This window comes from Streptomyces sp. 8L (genome assembly GCF_020176795.1).
GTDB lineage: Bacteria > Actinomycetota > Actinomycetes > Streptomycetales > Streptomycetaceae > Streptomyces.
Map to the genome: position 1 here is coordinate 1 of NZ_JAIUKE010000218.1, position 14,015 is coordinate 14,015.

The 14,015-nt window shown below is 72.2% G+C and carries 14 protein-coding genes; 4 read left to right on the forward strand and 10 right to left on the reverse strand.

Translation table 11 applies throughout. From position 1 onward, the window contains the following. Positions 1 to 178 precede the first annotated feature (178 nt). From fabF to LCE31_RS19265, 5 genes are all read right to left on the reverse strand, one after another. Complete coding sequence (fabF, locus tag LCE31_RS19245; RefSeq protein WP_225015789.1) at positions 179 to 1,441, reverse strand: beta-ketoacyl-ACP synthase II; 1,263 nt, start codon at positions 1,439 to 1,441, stop codon at positions 179 to 181. Positions 1,442 to 1,564: 123 nt separating this feature from the next. Then, a complete protein-coding gene (locus tag LCE31_RS19250) occupies positions 1,565 to 1,813 on the reverse strand; it encodes an acyl carrier protein (protein WP_225015791.1) in 249 nt (82 codons plus the stop codon). An 83-nt stretch (positions 1,814 to 1,896) separates the two neighbouring features. Then, positions 1,897 to 2,904, reverse strand: coding sequence for a ketoacyl-ACP synthase III (locus LCE31_RS19255; protein WP_225015793.1), 1,008 nt, complete (start codon positions 2,902 to 2,904; stop codon positions 1,897 to 1,899). 15 nt (positions 2,905 to 2,919) lie between these two features. Beyond that, positions 2,920 to 3,861, reverse strand: a complete 942-nt coding sequence (locus tag LCE31_RS19260) for an ACP S-malonyltransferase (RefSeq protein ID WP_225015808.1) — start codon at positions 3,859 to 3,861, stop codon at positions 2,920 to 2,922. Positions 3,862 to 3,948: 87 nt separating this feature from the next. After that, positions 3,949 to 5,130: a PucR family transcriptional regulator gene (locus LCE31_RS19265; RefSeq protein WP_225015795.1), complete on the reverse strand. Its 1,182-nt coding sequence runs from the start codon at positions 5,128 to 5,130 to the stop codon at positions 3,949 to 3,951. A gap of 60 nt (positions 5,131 to 5,190) precedes the next feature. Between LCE31_RS19265 and LCE31_RS19270 the strand changes: the two genes are divergently transcribed. After that, positions 5,191 to 5,865, forward strand: coding sequence for a pirin family protein (locus LCE31_RS19270; protein ID WP_225015810.1), 675 nt, complete (start codon positions 5,191 to 5,193; stop codon positions 5,863 to 5,865). 43 nt (positions 5,866 to 5,908) lie between these two features. Here LCE31_RS19270 and LCE31_RS19275 read toward each other — a convergent pair whose 3' ends face one another. Together LCE31_RS19275 and LCE31_RS19280 are read right to left on the reverse strand one after the other, a co-directional pair. Next, the gene (locus LCE31_RS19275) at positions 5,909 to 6,733 is read right to left on the reverse strand and encodes a serine hydrolase domain-containing protein (RefSeq protein ID WP_225015812.1); all 825 of its coding nucleotides are present in this window, start codon (positions 6,731 to 6,733) and stop codon (positions 5,909 to 5,911) included. 89 nt (positions 6,734 to 6,822) lie between these two features. Further along, a complete protein-coding gene (locus LCE31_RS19280) occupies positions 6,823 to 7,326 on the reverse strand; it encodes a GNAT family N-acetyltransferase (RefSeq protein ID WP_225015797.1) in 504 nt (167 codons plus the stop codon). Positions 7,327 to 7,431: 105 nt separating this feature from the next. Between LCE31_RS19280 and LCE31_RS19285 the strand changes: the two genes are divergently transcribed. Beyond that, the gene (locus LCE31_RS19285; RefSeq protein WP_225015799.1) at positions 7,432 to 7,896 is read left to right on the forward strand and encodes a MerR family transcriptional regulator; all 465 of its coding nucleotides are present in this window, start codon (positions 7,432 to 7,434) and stop codon (positions 7,894 to 7,896) included. A 7-nt stretch (positions 7,897 to 7,903) separates the two neighbouring features. Then, positions 7,904 to 8,923, forward strand: coding sequence for an aldo/keto reductase (locus LCE31_RS19290; RefSeq protein ID WP_225015801.1), 1,020 nt, complete (start codon positions 7,904 to 7,906; stop codon positions 8,921 to 8,923). 48 nt (positions 8,924 to 8,971) lie between these two features. On the opposite strand, the gene LCE31_RS19295 is transcribed toward LCE31_RS19290, so the two are convergent. From LCE31_RS19295 to LCE31_RS19305, 3 genes are all read right to left on the reverse strand, one after another. Next, positions 8,972 to 9,931 carry a DUF4429 domain-containing protein gene (locus tag LCE31_RS19295; RefSeq protein WP_225015803.1) on the reverse strand — a complete coding sequence of 320 codons (960 nt, stop codon included), beginning with the start codon at positions 9,929 to 9,931 and terminating at the stop codon, positions 8,972 to 8,974. Between the two features lie 63 nt (positions 9,932 to 9,994). Then, positions 9,995 to 11,206 (reverse strand): alpha/beta hydrolase, encoded by a 1,212-nt coding sequence (locus LCE31_RS19300; RefSeq protein WP_225015805.1) that lies wholly within the window; start codon positions 11,204 to 11,206, stop codon positions 9,995 to 9,997. Between the two features lie 94 nt (positions 11,207 to 11,300). Beyond that, complete coding sequence (locus LCE31_RS19305; protein WP_263632037.1) at positions 11,301 to 12,059, reverse strand: TetR/AcrR family transcriptional regulator; 759 nt, start codon at positions 12,057 to 12,059, stop codon at positions 11,301 to 11,303. A gap of 216 nt (positions 12,060 to 12,275) precedes the next feature. Here LCE31_RS19305 and LCE31_RS19310 point away from each other — a divergent pair, with 216 nt between their 5' ends. Then, a complete protein-coding gene (locus tag LCE31_RS19310) occupies positions 12,276 to 13,871 on the forward strand; it encodes an MFS transporter (RefSeq protein WP_225015806.1) in 1,596 nt (531 codons plus the stop codon). Positions 13,872 to 14,015 lie beyond the last annotated feature (144 nt).

Here is a 14,015-nt window from a genome sequence, read left to right on the forward strand (position 1 = left end):
CCGGGGCGGGGGTGGCGCCGCAGCGATCCTTTCCGGGCGGCCGCCACTCGGGCCCGTGGCGCACTCCCTGCGGCGCCGGCGCCCCGCGGCGCGGGGGGGGGCCCCCCCCCCCGGGGGGGGGGGGGGGGGGCCCCGCGTTCGTTTCCGTACCCGTGGCCGCGAGGGCCCGGACGGCGCGTCAGACGGAGCGCAGCGCGAGCACCACGTTGTGGCCGCCGAAGCCGAACGAGTCGTTGACGGCGGAGATGGTGCCCTCGGGCAGCGGCCTCGGGCTGTCGCGCACGATGTCGGCGTCCACCTCGTCGTCCAGCTCGGTGATGTTGATGGTCGGCGGAGCCACCCGGTGGTGCAGTGCCAGGATCGCCGCCACGGTCTCGACGCCGCCCGCGCCGCCCAGCAGGTGACCCGTCATCGACTTGGTGGCGGAGATGGCCACATGGTCGAGATCGTCGCCGAAGACCTGGCGCAGCGCCTTGATCTCGCCCAGGTCACCCAGCGGGGTGGAGGTGGCATGCGCGTTGACATGCACGACCTCGGACGGCTTCAGGCCGGTGTTCTCCATCAGATTGCGCAGCGCCGCGGCAATGCCGTCACCGGTCGGCTCGGGGGCCGTGATGTGGTAGGCGTCCGACGAGATGCCCTGGCCGAGCACCTCGCAGTAGACGCGGGCGCCGCGCGCGGCGGCGTGCTCCGCCGTCTCCAGGACGATCAGGCCCGCGCCCTCGCCCATGACGAAGCCGTTGCGGGTCTTGTCGAAGGGCCGGGACGCCTTCTCGGGCGCCTCGTTCTCCTTCGACATCGCCATCATGTTGGCGAACGCGGCGAGCGGCAGCGGGTGGACCGTGGCCTCCGTGCCGCCCGCGATGACGACGTCGGCGCGGCCGGAGCGGATCATCTCCACCGCGTAGCCGATGGCCTCGGCGCCCGACGCGCAGGCGGAGACCGGAGTGTGCACGCCCGCACGGGCGCCGACCTCGATGCCGACATTGGCCGAGGGGCCGTTCGGCATCATCATCGGCACGGTGTGCGGGGAGACCTTGCGGGGCCCCTTCTCGCGCAGCGAGTCGTACTGGTCCAGCAGGGAGGTGATACCGCCGATGCCGGACGCCACGACGGCGCCGAGCCGGTCGGGGTCCACCGCGGTGTCGTCCCCCGCCTTGCCGGTGAAACCGGCGTCCGTCCACGCCTCACGCGCCGCGACCAGGGCGAACTGCGCCGAACGGTCGAGCTTGCGGGCGAGTGGCCGGGGCAGGATCTCGCCCGGGTCGACGGCCGCGGTCGCGGCGAAACGTACCGGCAGGTCTGCGTAGCGTTCGCCTTCGAGGGTGCGGACCCCGGAACGGCCCGCGAGCAGGCCCTCCCAGGTAGTCGCGCTGTCGCCACCCAGTGGTGTGGTTGCGCCGATACCGGTGACGACCACGGTGCGATTGGTCGAGCTCACTGGAATTCTTTCTCCACGTGTAGAGGGGCTGAATTCTTACGGCGCCACCACCGGGTGGCCTCAGCCGTGCGATCCGGCCTTGGTACGGCCGGACCGGTGTCCCATCGGTCCCGCCGGGGGACGTCAGGCCTGGTGCTTGGCGATGTAATCGGCAGCGTCGCCGACCGTCTTGAGCTCCTTGACGTCATCGTCGGGGATCTTGACGTCGAAGCGCTCCTCGGCGGCGACGACGACCTCGACCATGGACAGCGAGTCCACGTCCAGGTCGTCGGTGAAGGACTTGTCCAGCTGGACGTCCTCGACCGGGATACCGGCGATCTCGTTCACGATCTCTGCGAGACCGGCGACGATCTCTTCCTGCGTGGCGGCCATGTCGGGCGCTCCTTCAATAGTGATGATGGTGGTACGGATGGATCAAGGTGTGGTCCCTGGCCGAAGGCCGGAGGGAACCGTGCCTAGGGGAGGGTAACGACCGTCGCGGCGTAGACCAGACCCGCCCCGAAGCCGATGACGAGAGCGGTGTCGCCGCTCTTCGCCTGCCCGGTCGCGAGGAGCCGCTCCATCGCGAGCGGGATCGACGCGGCCGAGGTGTTGCCGGTGGTTTCCACGTCACGCGCGACCGTGACGCTCTCCGGCAGTTTCAGAGTCTTCACCATCGAGTCGATGATCCGCATGTTCGCCTGGTGCGGTATGAAGACGTCCAGGTCGGCAGGGCCGATACCGGCCGCGTCGAGTGCCTGCTGGGCCACCTTCGCCATCTCGAAGACGGCCCAGCGGAAGACGGCCTGGCCCTCCTGGGTGATGGCGGGGAAGGCGTCGAGCGAACCGTTTCGGTAGCTCGTCCAGGGCTCGGTCTGACGGATCGTCTCCGCCTTGTCGCCCTCGGAGCCCCAGACCGTGGGGCCGATCATCGGCTCCTGCGAGGGGCCGACGACCACGGCGCCCGCGCCGTCCCCGAAGAGGAACGCGGTGGCCCGGTCGGTGAGGTCGGTGAGGTCGGAGAGGCGCTCCACGCCGATCACGAGGACATGGGCCGCGGAGCCCTCCACGATCAGGCTCTTGGCCAGCGTCAGGCCGTAGCCGAAGCCGGCGCAGCCCGCGGAGATGTCGAACGCGGCGGGCTTGCCCGCGCCGACCTTGTCCGCGATCTCGGTCGCGATGGCCGGGGTCTGCTTGAAGTGCGACACGGTGGCGACGATCACGGCGTCGATCTGGTCGGGCCTCAGGCCGGCGGCGGCGATGGCCTTGCCGGCCGCTTCTATGGACATCGCCGCGACGGTCTCCTCCGGGGAGGCCCAGTGCCGTGACGCGATGCCGGAACGTGAGCGGATCCACTCGTCGGACGAGTCGATCGTCTGAAGGATCACCTCGTTGGGCACGACGCGCGCCGGGCGGTAGCCGCCCACGCCCATGATGCGCGCGTACGGCGCACCCTTGCTGGGGCTGATCTTCGACTTCGACATGCTCAGAGGGCTCCTCTATCCGGCCGCGGTGGACTGCCCGGCGATCAGCGCACGCGCCTCGTCGAGCTGGTCAGGGGTCTTGAGCGCGAGTGTCTTGACACCCGGCAGGTCACGCTTGGCCAGGCCGGCCAGTGTGCCGCCGGGGCACAGCTCCACCAGGGCGGTGGCACCGAGGCTCTGGAAGGTCTCCATGCACAGGTCCCACCGCACCGGGTTGGCGACCTGGCCCACCAGGCGGGCCAGGGCGTCCCCGCCCGTGGGGACCGTCTGCCCGTCTCTGTTCGAGACATACGGCAGCGCCGGGTCCCGCGGCGTGAACTCCTTCGTCGCCGCGGCGAGCGTGTCGACCGCGAGGGCCATGTGGCGCGTGTGGAACGCGCCGGCCACCTTGAGCGGAACGACCCGCCGCACGCCCTCCGGCTTGTCCTCGGCGAGCGCGGCGAGCTGCTCCAGGGTGCCCGCCGCGACGATCTGCGTCTTCCCGTTCACATTGGCCGGCGTCAGGCCGAGCCGCTCCAGGTGCGCCACGGAGGTGTCCCGCTCGCCGCCCAGCAGCGCCGCCATGCCCGTCTCGGTGACGGCGGCGGCCTCGGCCATCGCCCGCCCGCGAGTACGGACCAGGAGCATGGCCTCGTCGTCGCTCAGCACCCCGGCGAGCGCCACCGCGGCCAGCTCGCCCACGCTGTGTCCCGCGACCGCGCCGACGGCGGCCGTGACATCGCCCTGCGAGGGGAGCAGCTGCCGCGCGGACAGCAGCGCCGACGCCACGAGCAGGGGCTGGGCCACCGCCGTGTCGCGGATCTGCTCCTCGTCGGCCTCGGTGCCGTAGTGCACCAGGTCGAGATCGATGAGGGCCGACCACTGCCGCAGCTTCTCCTCCGCGCCGGGGAGGTCGAGCCAGGGGGTCAGGAAGCCGGGCGTCTGGGCGCCTTGGCCGGGAGCGACGAGTACAAGCACTCTCACACTCTCTCTTGTCGGCGGTCCTGGACGCCCGTGATGACAGGGACGAAGAACCGAAAGGGTAGTTGTGGAGACTCTACAAGCTCAGAACTGCACGTCCGCTCCGGCGAGCCGCCCCAGAATCAGCGCGATCCTCAGTGTGAAGGCGGATCGCACATCAGAGGGTGACCATCCCGTGACATCGGTCACACGTCGCAGCCGGTAGCGCACGGTGTTGGGATGCACAAACAGCATGCGGGCCGCGCCCTCCAGACTGCTCGCCTGCTCCAGGTAGACACTCAGCGTTTCCAGCAGTGCGGAGCCCGCCTCTTCGAGCGGTCTGTAGATCTCCTCCACCAACTGGTCGCGCGCGGCGGGGTCCGCGGCGATCGCGCGTTCCGGGAGGAGATCGTCCGCGAGTACCGGCCGGGGCGCGTCCTGCCAGGCCGAGCAGGCTTTCAGGCCGGCGGCGGCGGCCTGCGCGGAGCGGGTGGCGGCCTGGAGGTCGGGGACGACGGGCCCCGCCACGACAGGGCCCGCCGCGTACGGGCCGATCAGCGCCTTGGCGACCTGGAGCGGGTTGTCGGAGCCGCCCGCGATCACCACGAGGCGGTTGCCGAGCACGCCGGTCAGCACCTGGAGCTTCGCGTGCCGGGCGGCGCGCCGGATCGCCTCCACGGTCAGCTCGCTGTCACCCTCGGGCGCCGTACCCAGGAGCACGCACACATGTTCGGGCGAGTTCCAGCCGAGCGCCGCCGCGCGGGACACCGCGCCCTCGTCGGCCTCGCCGGAGAGCACCGCGTTCACGACGAGGGATTCGAGCCGGGCGTCCCAGGCGCCGCGTGCCTCGGCCGCCTGCGCGTACACCTGCGCGGTCGCGAAGGCGATCTCCCGCGCGTACAGCAGCAGCGCCTCCCGCAGCACCGTTTCGTCGCCCGGCGCGGCGATCTCCTCGACCGCCGACTCCACGACCTCGATCGTCGTGCGCACCATCTCGACGGTCTGCCGCAGCGTGATCGCCCTGGTCAGCTCGCGGGGCGCGGTGCCGAAGACGTCGGTGGAGATGGCCTGCGGGCGCTCGGGGCGGCGGAACCACTCGGTGAAGGCGGCGATGCCGGCCTGCGCGACGAGCCCGATCCACGAACGGTTCTCCGGTGGCATCGCCCGGTACCACGGCAGCGTCTCGTCCATGAGGGCGATGGCGTTGGCGGCGAGCCGCCCCGACGACTGTTCGAGGCGGCGCAGGGTGGCGGCGTGCGGATGGGGTTCGTTCACGGCGTGAGGCACGGGACAAGACTGCCTCATCAGGCCCGGAGCACGCGGGGCCGGGGCTACCGTAGGGCCGTGATGTCCGTACGGTACGCAGAGGACCGTTATCCGGGCGGGGACGAGAGCGCCGGTATCGCCTCCCTGCACGCGTTCTCCTTCGGCGGGTTCTACGACCCGGGCAACCTCCGCTTCGGCGCGCTCCTCGCCTGCAACGAGGAACACCTCGCGCCCGGCGCGGGGTTCGACGAGCACCGGCACAGCCACACGGAGATCGTCACCTGGGTCGTCACCGGCGAACTCACCCACCGCGACTCGGCCGCCCGCACGACGGTGGTGCGCCCCGGCGACCTCCAGCGCCTGCGCTCGGCGGCCGGCGTCCGGCACAGCGAACGCAACGAGGGGACGGAGCCGCTGGTCTTCGTGCAGATGTGGCTGGCGCCGCGCGAGCCGGGCGGCGACCCCGCCTACGACATCGTGCGCGGCATCGCCGACTCGACGCCCTACGCCGTACCGGAGGCCGGGGCGATGCTGCACGTGCGGCGGCTCGCGCCCGGGGAGCGCTCCGCGGTGCCGGACGGCGCCTACCTGTACGCGCACGTCGTGCGCGGGTCCGTACTGCTCGACGGCGAGGAGCTGCGCCCCGGCGACTCGGCGCGGATCACCGACGCGCGCGGCCTCGAACTGACGGGCCACGGGGCGCACGACGACGACCGGGCCGAGGTGCTCGTCTGGGAGATGGCGCAGCCGGGCTGACCGGGCCTGGGCCGCCCGCTCGCGCCTCTGGCCGGAGCGCCGCTCAGGACGTACGCAGCTCCGCGAGCACCGCTTCCGTCAGCGGCGGCCAGGCCTCCACCGCCCACGGCCCGAAGTCGCGGTCGGTCAGCACCACACAGGCCGCCCCGGCGTCCGGGTCCACCCACAGGAACGTGCCCGACTGCCCGAAGTGGCCGACGGTACGCGGCGACGACGAGGCGCTCGTCCAGTGCGGCGACTTGCCGTCCCTGATCTCGAAGCCGAGGCCCCAGTCGTTGGGGTGCTGGCCGCCGTAGCCGGGCAGCACCCCGGGCAGCCCGGGGAACTGGACCGTCATCGCCTCGGCGACCGTGCGCGGGTCGAGCAGCCGGGGCGCCTGGAGCTCTGCCGCGAACCGCGCCAGGTCGTCCACCGTCGAGACCCCGTCGCGCGCGGGGGAGGCGTCCCCCTCCAGCGCCGTCGCCGTCATGCCGAGCGGCTCGAACACCGCCTCGCGCAGATAGTCGGGGAACGCGATCTCCGTGGCCCGCGCCAGATGGTCGCCCAGGGTGTCGAACCCGGCGTTGGAGTACACCCGCCGCGTGCCGGGCGCGGACAGCGCCTCCCGCCTGTCCGGCGCCATGCCGCTCGCGTGCGCCAGCAGGTGGCGGACCGTCGCGCCGTCGGGCCCGGCCGGCTCGTCGAGCTCGACCGCCCCCTCCTCGTACGCGACGAGCACCGCGTACGCGGCCAGCGGCTTGGTCACGGAGGCGAGCGGGAAGCGCCGCTCCGTCGGCCCGTACGCGCCCGCGACGGTGCCGTCGGCGCGGATCACCGCCGCGGCGGCGTGCGGCACCGGCCACTTCTCGATCTGCTGCAAGGACTCCAGGCGCTCCATGCGACCGACCCTAGTTCAGGGCCTCTTCACGGCGGCGGCCGGACCGGGACGACCGGGACACCCGTACGGCACGCACCGGATCACAGCAGCAGCCGCATCGCGGCGGCGCGGTTCGGCACGAAGCCGAGCGACGCGTAGAGCGGGGCGCCCTCGTCCGAGGCGTGCAGGTCGACCTTGCGCACCCCGCGCCCCCTGTACCAGTCGAGCAGCGCCTCCATGCAGGCGCGCGAGTAGCCGCGCCGCCGCATCGCCGGGTCCGTGGCGACGCTGAACACATGGCCGCCCAGGCCCGACTCGTTGCCGGGCGAGCCGAGGCCCTGGTTGACCGTGCCGACCACACAGGCCGCGAGCACACCGGGACGGCCCGGCACGTCCACGACGAACGCGGCCAGATCACCCCCGGGCCCGGCGAGCTCCCGGCGCAGGATCGCGACACTCGCGGGCTGCCAGGAGCTGTCGTTCTGACCGGGGTTGAGGGAGTCCAGCATGATCGCGCGGAGGCGTACGAGCTCCTCGGCGTCGTCGGGGCCGGCCGCTCTGACGGCGGGTGCGACGCGGGGGCGGGGTTCGGTGATCCGGTCCATGGCGCGCACAGTAGGGCGGGCAGGGCGCGAGCGGTAGCGGATTGCGCCCGTCCGTCACCGCTCCCTCTTGCTTGGAGCGCACTCGAAGGAATTAGCGTGTGGACCATGACGCTGACCGAGAGCACGCCGGTAGGGGCGGACCACGGACACAGCTGCGCCGCGGGGCCGGCCGGGCCCCCGCGGCCCGAGGGCGAGGACCAGTACACGATCAGCGAGGTGGCCGTCCTCACCGGGCTGACCGCGCACACCCTGCGGTGGTACGAGCGGATCGGGCTGATGCCGCACGTCGACAGATCGCACACCGGCCAGCGCCGCTTCAGCAACCGCGACCTCGACTGGCTCGACTTCGTCGGCAAGCTCCGGCTGACCGGCATGCCCGTGGCGGACATGGTCCGCTACGCCGAGCTGGTCCGGGAGGGCGACGCCACCTTCCACCAGCGCCAGGAACTCCTGGCGAGCACCCGGCGCGACGTCCTGGCGAGGATCGCGGAGCTCCAGGACACCGTCGCCGTTCTCGACTACAAGATCGGTTTTTACGCGGACGCCCACAAGGCGTCGGAGAGGTGCTGAGTCACCAATGAGCGACACCACACCGCCCACCCGGATCAGCCTCGGCTCCGAGGGCCTCGAGGTCGGCCCGCAGGGCTTCGGCGCCATGGGCATCAGCTTCGCCTACGGCCCCAGCGACCTGGACGAGTCGCGCGCCACGCTGGAGCGCGCGCTGGAACTCGGCGTGACGCTGTACGACACGGCCGCCGCCTACGGGGACGGCGAGAACGAGCGGTTCCTCGCGCCCTTCTTCGCGGCACACCGCGACGAGGTCGTGGTGGCGACGAAGTTCGGTCTCGGCATCGACCCCGAGGACCGCACGAAGCGCATCATCGACAACGACCCCGCGTACATCCGGCGCAGCGCCGAGGAGAGCCTGGCCCGGCTCGGCGTCGAGGCGATCGACCTCTACTACATGCACCGGCGCGACGTGCGGTTCCCGATCGAGGAGACCGTCGGCGTCATGGCCGAGCTGGTGCGCGAGGGCAAGGTCAGGCATCTGGGGCTGAGCGAGGTCACCGCAGGCGAGCTGCGTGCCGCGCACGGCGTGCATCCGATCGCCGCCGTGCAGTCGGAGTGGTCGCTGTTCAGCCGGGACATCGAGGCCAACGTCGTACCGGCGGCGGCGGAGCTCGGCGTCGGGCTCGTGCCGTACTCGCCGCTCGGCCGCGGCTTTCTGACGGGCTCGTTCGTGAGCGCGGACAAGGAGCTGGGCGAGGACGACTTCCGCCGCCAGCAGCCCCGGTTCACGGGCGACAGCGGAGCGGCCAACGCCGCCCTGCTGGAGCCCGTGCGCGCCATCGCCGCCGCGCACAACGCGACCCTCGCACAGGTCGCGCTCGCCTGGGTGCAGCAGCGGGCCGGCGTGCACGGCCTGTCCGTCGTGCCGATCCCGGGCACCCGCAGCAGGTCCAGGGTCGAGGAGAACGTGGGCGCCACGCACCTGATCCTGACGCCGAGCGAACTCGACGTCCTGGAGCCGATCGCCTCCCGCGTCACCGGCGGCCGGTACGCCGACATGAGCTTCACCTCGGCCGGCCGCGAATAACGGCGCCCCTGGCGCGTCCCCGCCCGGCGGCGCCCCGGGCGCGCTCCCTCACAACTCCGCGAGCAGCTGGGCCTTCTTGGACGTGAACTCCTCGTCCGTGACCAGCCCGGCCCGGTGCAGCTCGCCGAGCTGGCGGATGCGGTCGGCGACGGACCGCGCGGGCTCCGACGCCCCGCCGGCGGCGACGGCGGGGGCCGGGGCCTGCGCACGGGCCGCGCCTCCGCCGCGCACCGCGGCGAGGACCGCCGCCGCGAAGGGGAGCGACTCGTGCACCGGGCCGTAGCCGACGCCGAACACGACGGCGGCCGGGTCGTGGTCGGGCTGTGCGCGCCGCTCCGCCTCGTCGCAGGACCGACCGGGGGCGGCGCCCCTGGCGGCGGCGGGACCTGCGGCGGCGGGCGCGCGGCGCACCAGCCGCAGGCAGCCGTCGGGGCCCTCGGGGGAGCGCCACTCGACGCCTTGGAGCTCCTCGACGCGGAACGTCTGGTCGCCGGCCTTCCACTTCGTGGTCGACGCCCCCGTCCACGACCACCGGAAGCTCACCTGGCTGCCGTCGAACGCGGCCCTGCCGTCGTACGCCTTGAAGGCGAGCGGCGCCGCGGGCGAGGCCACGAGGTGGGCCTCAGCGGGGCGGGGCGCGGGCCAGTCGCCGCACTCCGGATCGGACGCCGACGCGTCGAGGACGCTCCGCAGCTCCTGCGCGTAGTACTCCGCGAGCGTCTCGCGCCCGGCGGGCAGCACCAACCGGTAGGGGTCGCAGGCCTCTTTGAGCTGACCGTCCGCGGCGTCCATCAGGGGATCGGCGCCCGGGCGCACCCGCGCGCGCAGCACGACCGCGCCGCGTCTGCCGGGGGAGACCGCCACCGAGGCCAGCGCCTCGTAGGGGACCCGCCGTTCGCGCAGCACCTGGAACAGCCTCGGTGTCCGTATGCCCCGTCCGAAGCGGATGAGCACGGAGTCGCCCTCGAACTCCCAGGTGGCGTGGATACCGGCCAGTACATCACCCATGTGCCACATGTTAGGCGGCGTTCGCCCGCACGTCTCCAGCCGTAGAGCGGAAATCTACGCGCGTCAGGCAGCCGGCTGGGCGTGGATTCCGCTGTGGCAGCCCGAAACGTCCTGTGCACATGCCACGGCGTCGAAGTCGCCGACGCCGATGTCGGCGAAATTGTCCAGACTTGTGGTGCCCGGCTGGAAATAGCCGCTGTGGCCCTGCGCCCCGGCCGCCGACACGACGCGTGCGCCGAACCCGCTGGAGACCGGGTCGGCGCCGTGGCCGAGCCCGACGACGTCGACGTACGGGATGTCCTGAATCCAGTCGCCGCGATCCCGCATCGCCCACACGCGCGCCCGCGTGCGCAGGCCCCGCGCGTTGCTCACGCGCATGCCGGGGCTGCCCGCGACCGCCACGTCGGTGACCCGCGCCGGCAGGTTCTTCGCGGCCATGCCGCAGACCACGGACCCGTAGCTGTGGCAGAACAGCGAGACCGGCGCGGAGCCGGGCAGCGCGTCCGTCAGAGCCGTCAGGCGTACGGCACCGGCCTGCGCGAGCGTCCCTATGACGGCGTCCATGCCGAGGCCGGCGGGCGCGGTGTAGTCGGCCCAGGCGATCACGGCGGTGCTGGTGGCGGGGGAGGCGGCGCGCTCCGCGGTGTAGAGGGACGAGCCCATGCCGGCCGGTGCGCTGTACCACTTGCCGGTCTTCTGGAAGGTCAGCATGTTGGTGTCCACGCCCGGCACGATGACGGAGATCCGCCGGGCGTGGGTGAGGTCCCCGAAGACCTCGGCCGCGCGGCCGTCGCCCGAGGGGTCGAAGGCGAGGAAGGTGCGCCCGGGCTCCAGCATCGACTCGTACTGCTGCATCGTCTTCTCGGCCGTGTGCCGGCCGTCGGGCGACAGCTGCGTGTCGTGCGTCCTGCGGCGCTCCACGGCCTCCTCCTGCCGCAGCGCGAGCCGGTTGGCGCGGAAGCGCAGGTTCACCGGCGCTCCGTTGAGGTTGCCGACCACCAGCGGGTACCGGTCGGCGAGCCGTGACTGCTCCTTGGCGGTCAGCGAGCCGAAGAACGCGGCGAGCCGGCGCGGCGACGAACGGGTGCTCGGCAGGTGCCGGTTCCCGAGCGTCCCCTTGCGCCAGGCCGCGACGGCCGCCTTCAGCGGATCGGCCGAACCCTGGCCCCGCTGGACGGCCGTCCACCCGGTGGTCGCGAGCATCACGAAGACGACGGCGAGCGCCAGAAGCGTCCGCCACGTCATCAGCGCGGGCGAAGAGGCGAAAGGAATCACGGTCTGTCCACCCTAGAACGCGTGCCGCCCGCCCCACCCGAACGGGTGAGTCAGGTCACGCGCGGATCACGTACAGGTCACATCTTGCGTCAGGCTAACCGACGGACGCGCCATCGGGACACACCGGCCGTCCATCCGTGGGGCGCTCCGCGGGAAGGCCCCCCGTTCGCCAGTTGTCGCCCAGCGACGGCGCCAGCGCGTCGATGTACGACTGGGAGAGCGTCACCAGGGACTCGACGCTGGTCTCATGGCCCGGCCGGCCCCAGATCCGGCCCGCCATCCGCAGCACTCCGCAGAAGGCCGCGACGGCCACGCGCGGGCGCGGGTCCCGCTCGACGTCCAGACTCTCGCGCTCGGCGATGATCCGTACGATCTCCTCCTCCGTCTCGCTCCCGCGCCGCAGGTGCGCGGAGAGCAGGGCCGGAGTCGATTCGATCATCTGATAGGCCTTCATGACCAGTTCTACGGACGCGATCTCCTCGATCGTCTCGCTCGCCCTGGCCCAGCCGGCGCCGACCGCCTCCCGCATCGCGGGCACGGGGCCCTCGTCCGCGGGGCGCTGCCGCAGCTCCTCGACGAACTGCCCCTCCACCAGCGAGACGATCCCGAAGGCGACGTCCTCCTTGCTGGCGAAGTAGCGGAAGAACGTGCGCTGGGAGACCTCGACGGCGTCCGCGATCTCGTCCACCGTGGTGGCCTCGTACCCCTGCGAGGTGAAGAGCTGGAGCGCGACGCGCATCAGGTCGTCACGGGTGCGCTGCTTCTTGCGTGCGCGCAGGCCCGTCGGCCGTTCCGTCGCTGTGTCCTGCCCGACGCTCACTGAGGGGACCTCGATCTGTTCGTGATGGTTCATGACGCTTCGCGGTGCTTCCGGAGGGTTCCGGAAGGTTCCCGGGGGTTCCGGCGGTTCCCGGGGGTTCCGGAGGGTTCCGGCGGTTCCCGCCGTGTGGCGGTTTCCCGCCTGCCAGCTCTCCCGCCACGGTAATCGCGGTGGCTGTGAGCTACGTGACAGTTACCGACTTGTGAATTGGTTTGTCAACTGTCAGTAGCTGACATTAGCGTGTGGCCCATGACAAGTCAGACCACCGTCGAACAGGCGCCCCCGACGACGGCGCCGTCCAAGAAGGGGCTGCGCGGCCATCCCTGGCTGACGCTCATAGCCGTGGCGGTCGGCGTGATGATGGTGGCCCTTGACGGCACCATTGTCGCGATCGCGAACCCCGCCATCCAGAAGGACCTCGGCGCCTCGTTCGCCGATGTGCAGTGGATCACCAACGGCTACTTCCTGGCCCTGGCGGTGGCTCTGATCACCGCGGGCAAGCTCGGTGACCGCTTCGGCCACCGCCAGACCTTCCTCATCGGCATCGTGGGCTTCGCCGCCGCGTCCGGAGCGATCGGCCTCTCCCACACCATCGCCCTGGTGGTCACCCTCCGGGTGTTCCAGGGCCTGTTCGGCGCTCTGCTGATGCCGGCCGCGCTCGGCCTGCTGCGCGCCACCTTCCCCGCCGAGAAGCTCAACTCGGCGCTCGGCATCTGGGGCATGGTCATCGGCGCCTCCACCGCGGGCGGCCCGATCCTCGGCGGTGTGCTCGTCGAGCACATCAGCTGGCAGTCCGTGTTCTTCATCAACGTGCCGGTCGGCGTCATCGCGCTGGTGCTCGGCGCCTTCATCCTCCTCGACCACCGCGCCGAGAACGCGCCGCGGAAGTTCGACCTCCTCGGCATCCTGCTGCTCTCCGGCGCGATGTTCTGCCTCGTATGGGCGCTCATCAAGGCTCCCACCTGGGGCTGGGGCGCGGGCACGACCTGGACGTTCATCGGCGTCTCGATCGTCTGCTTCGTCGTCTTCGCGCTCTGGGAGAACAGGGTCGAGGAACCCCTCATCCCGATGACGCTGTTCAAGTCCGTCCCCGTCTCCGCGGGCGTGGTGCTGATGGCGCTGATGGCCATCGCGTTCCTCGGCGGCCTGTTCTTCGTCACCTTCTACCTGCAGAACGTGCACGGCATGACCCCGGTCGACGCGGGCCTGCACCTGCTTCCGCTGACCGGCATGATGATCGTCGCGTCGCCCGTCGCGGGCATGCTGATCACCAAGGTCGGGCCGCGCATCCCGCTCGCGGGCGGCATGATCTTCACGACGCTCGCCATGCTCGGGATGTCCCGCCTCGGCGTGGGCACCGGCACCGGCCTCATGTCGCTCTGGTTCGCGCTGCTCGGCCTCGGCCTCGCGCCGGTCATGGTGGGTGCGACCGAGGTCATCGTCGGCAACTCGCCGATGGAGCTGTCCGGTGTGGCCGGCGGCCTCCAGCAGGCCGCGATGCAGATCGGCGGCAGCCTCGGCACCGCTGTGCTCGGCGCCGTCATGGCGTCGCGCGTCTCCAGCCAACTGCCGGGCAAGTGGACGGGGGCCGGCCTGCCGCCCCTGAAGCCCGCCCAGCTCGACCAGGCGTCCCAGGCCGTCCAGGTCGGTACGGCGCCGGTCCCGCCGGGGACGCCCGCCGGGATCGCCGAGAAGATCACCACCGTCGCGCACGACACGTTCATGTCGGGCATGACGCTGGCGTGCCTCGTGGCCGCCGCCGTCGGCTTCGTGGCGATCTTCGTCGCACTGCTCACGAAGCGCGGCGAGAACGCGGACGCCGCCGCAGGAGCGGCGCACATCTGACCCCGCCGCGCCGTTCGAAGGAGCCGCCCCGGCGGCTCCTGGCCCGGGGGGGGGGCCCCCCCGGCCCCCCCCCGGGGGGGGCCCCCCCCGCGGGGGGGGGGGCGGGGGGGGCGGGGGCGGGGGGCGCGGGCGCGCCGGGGGGGG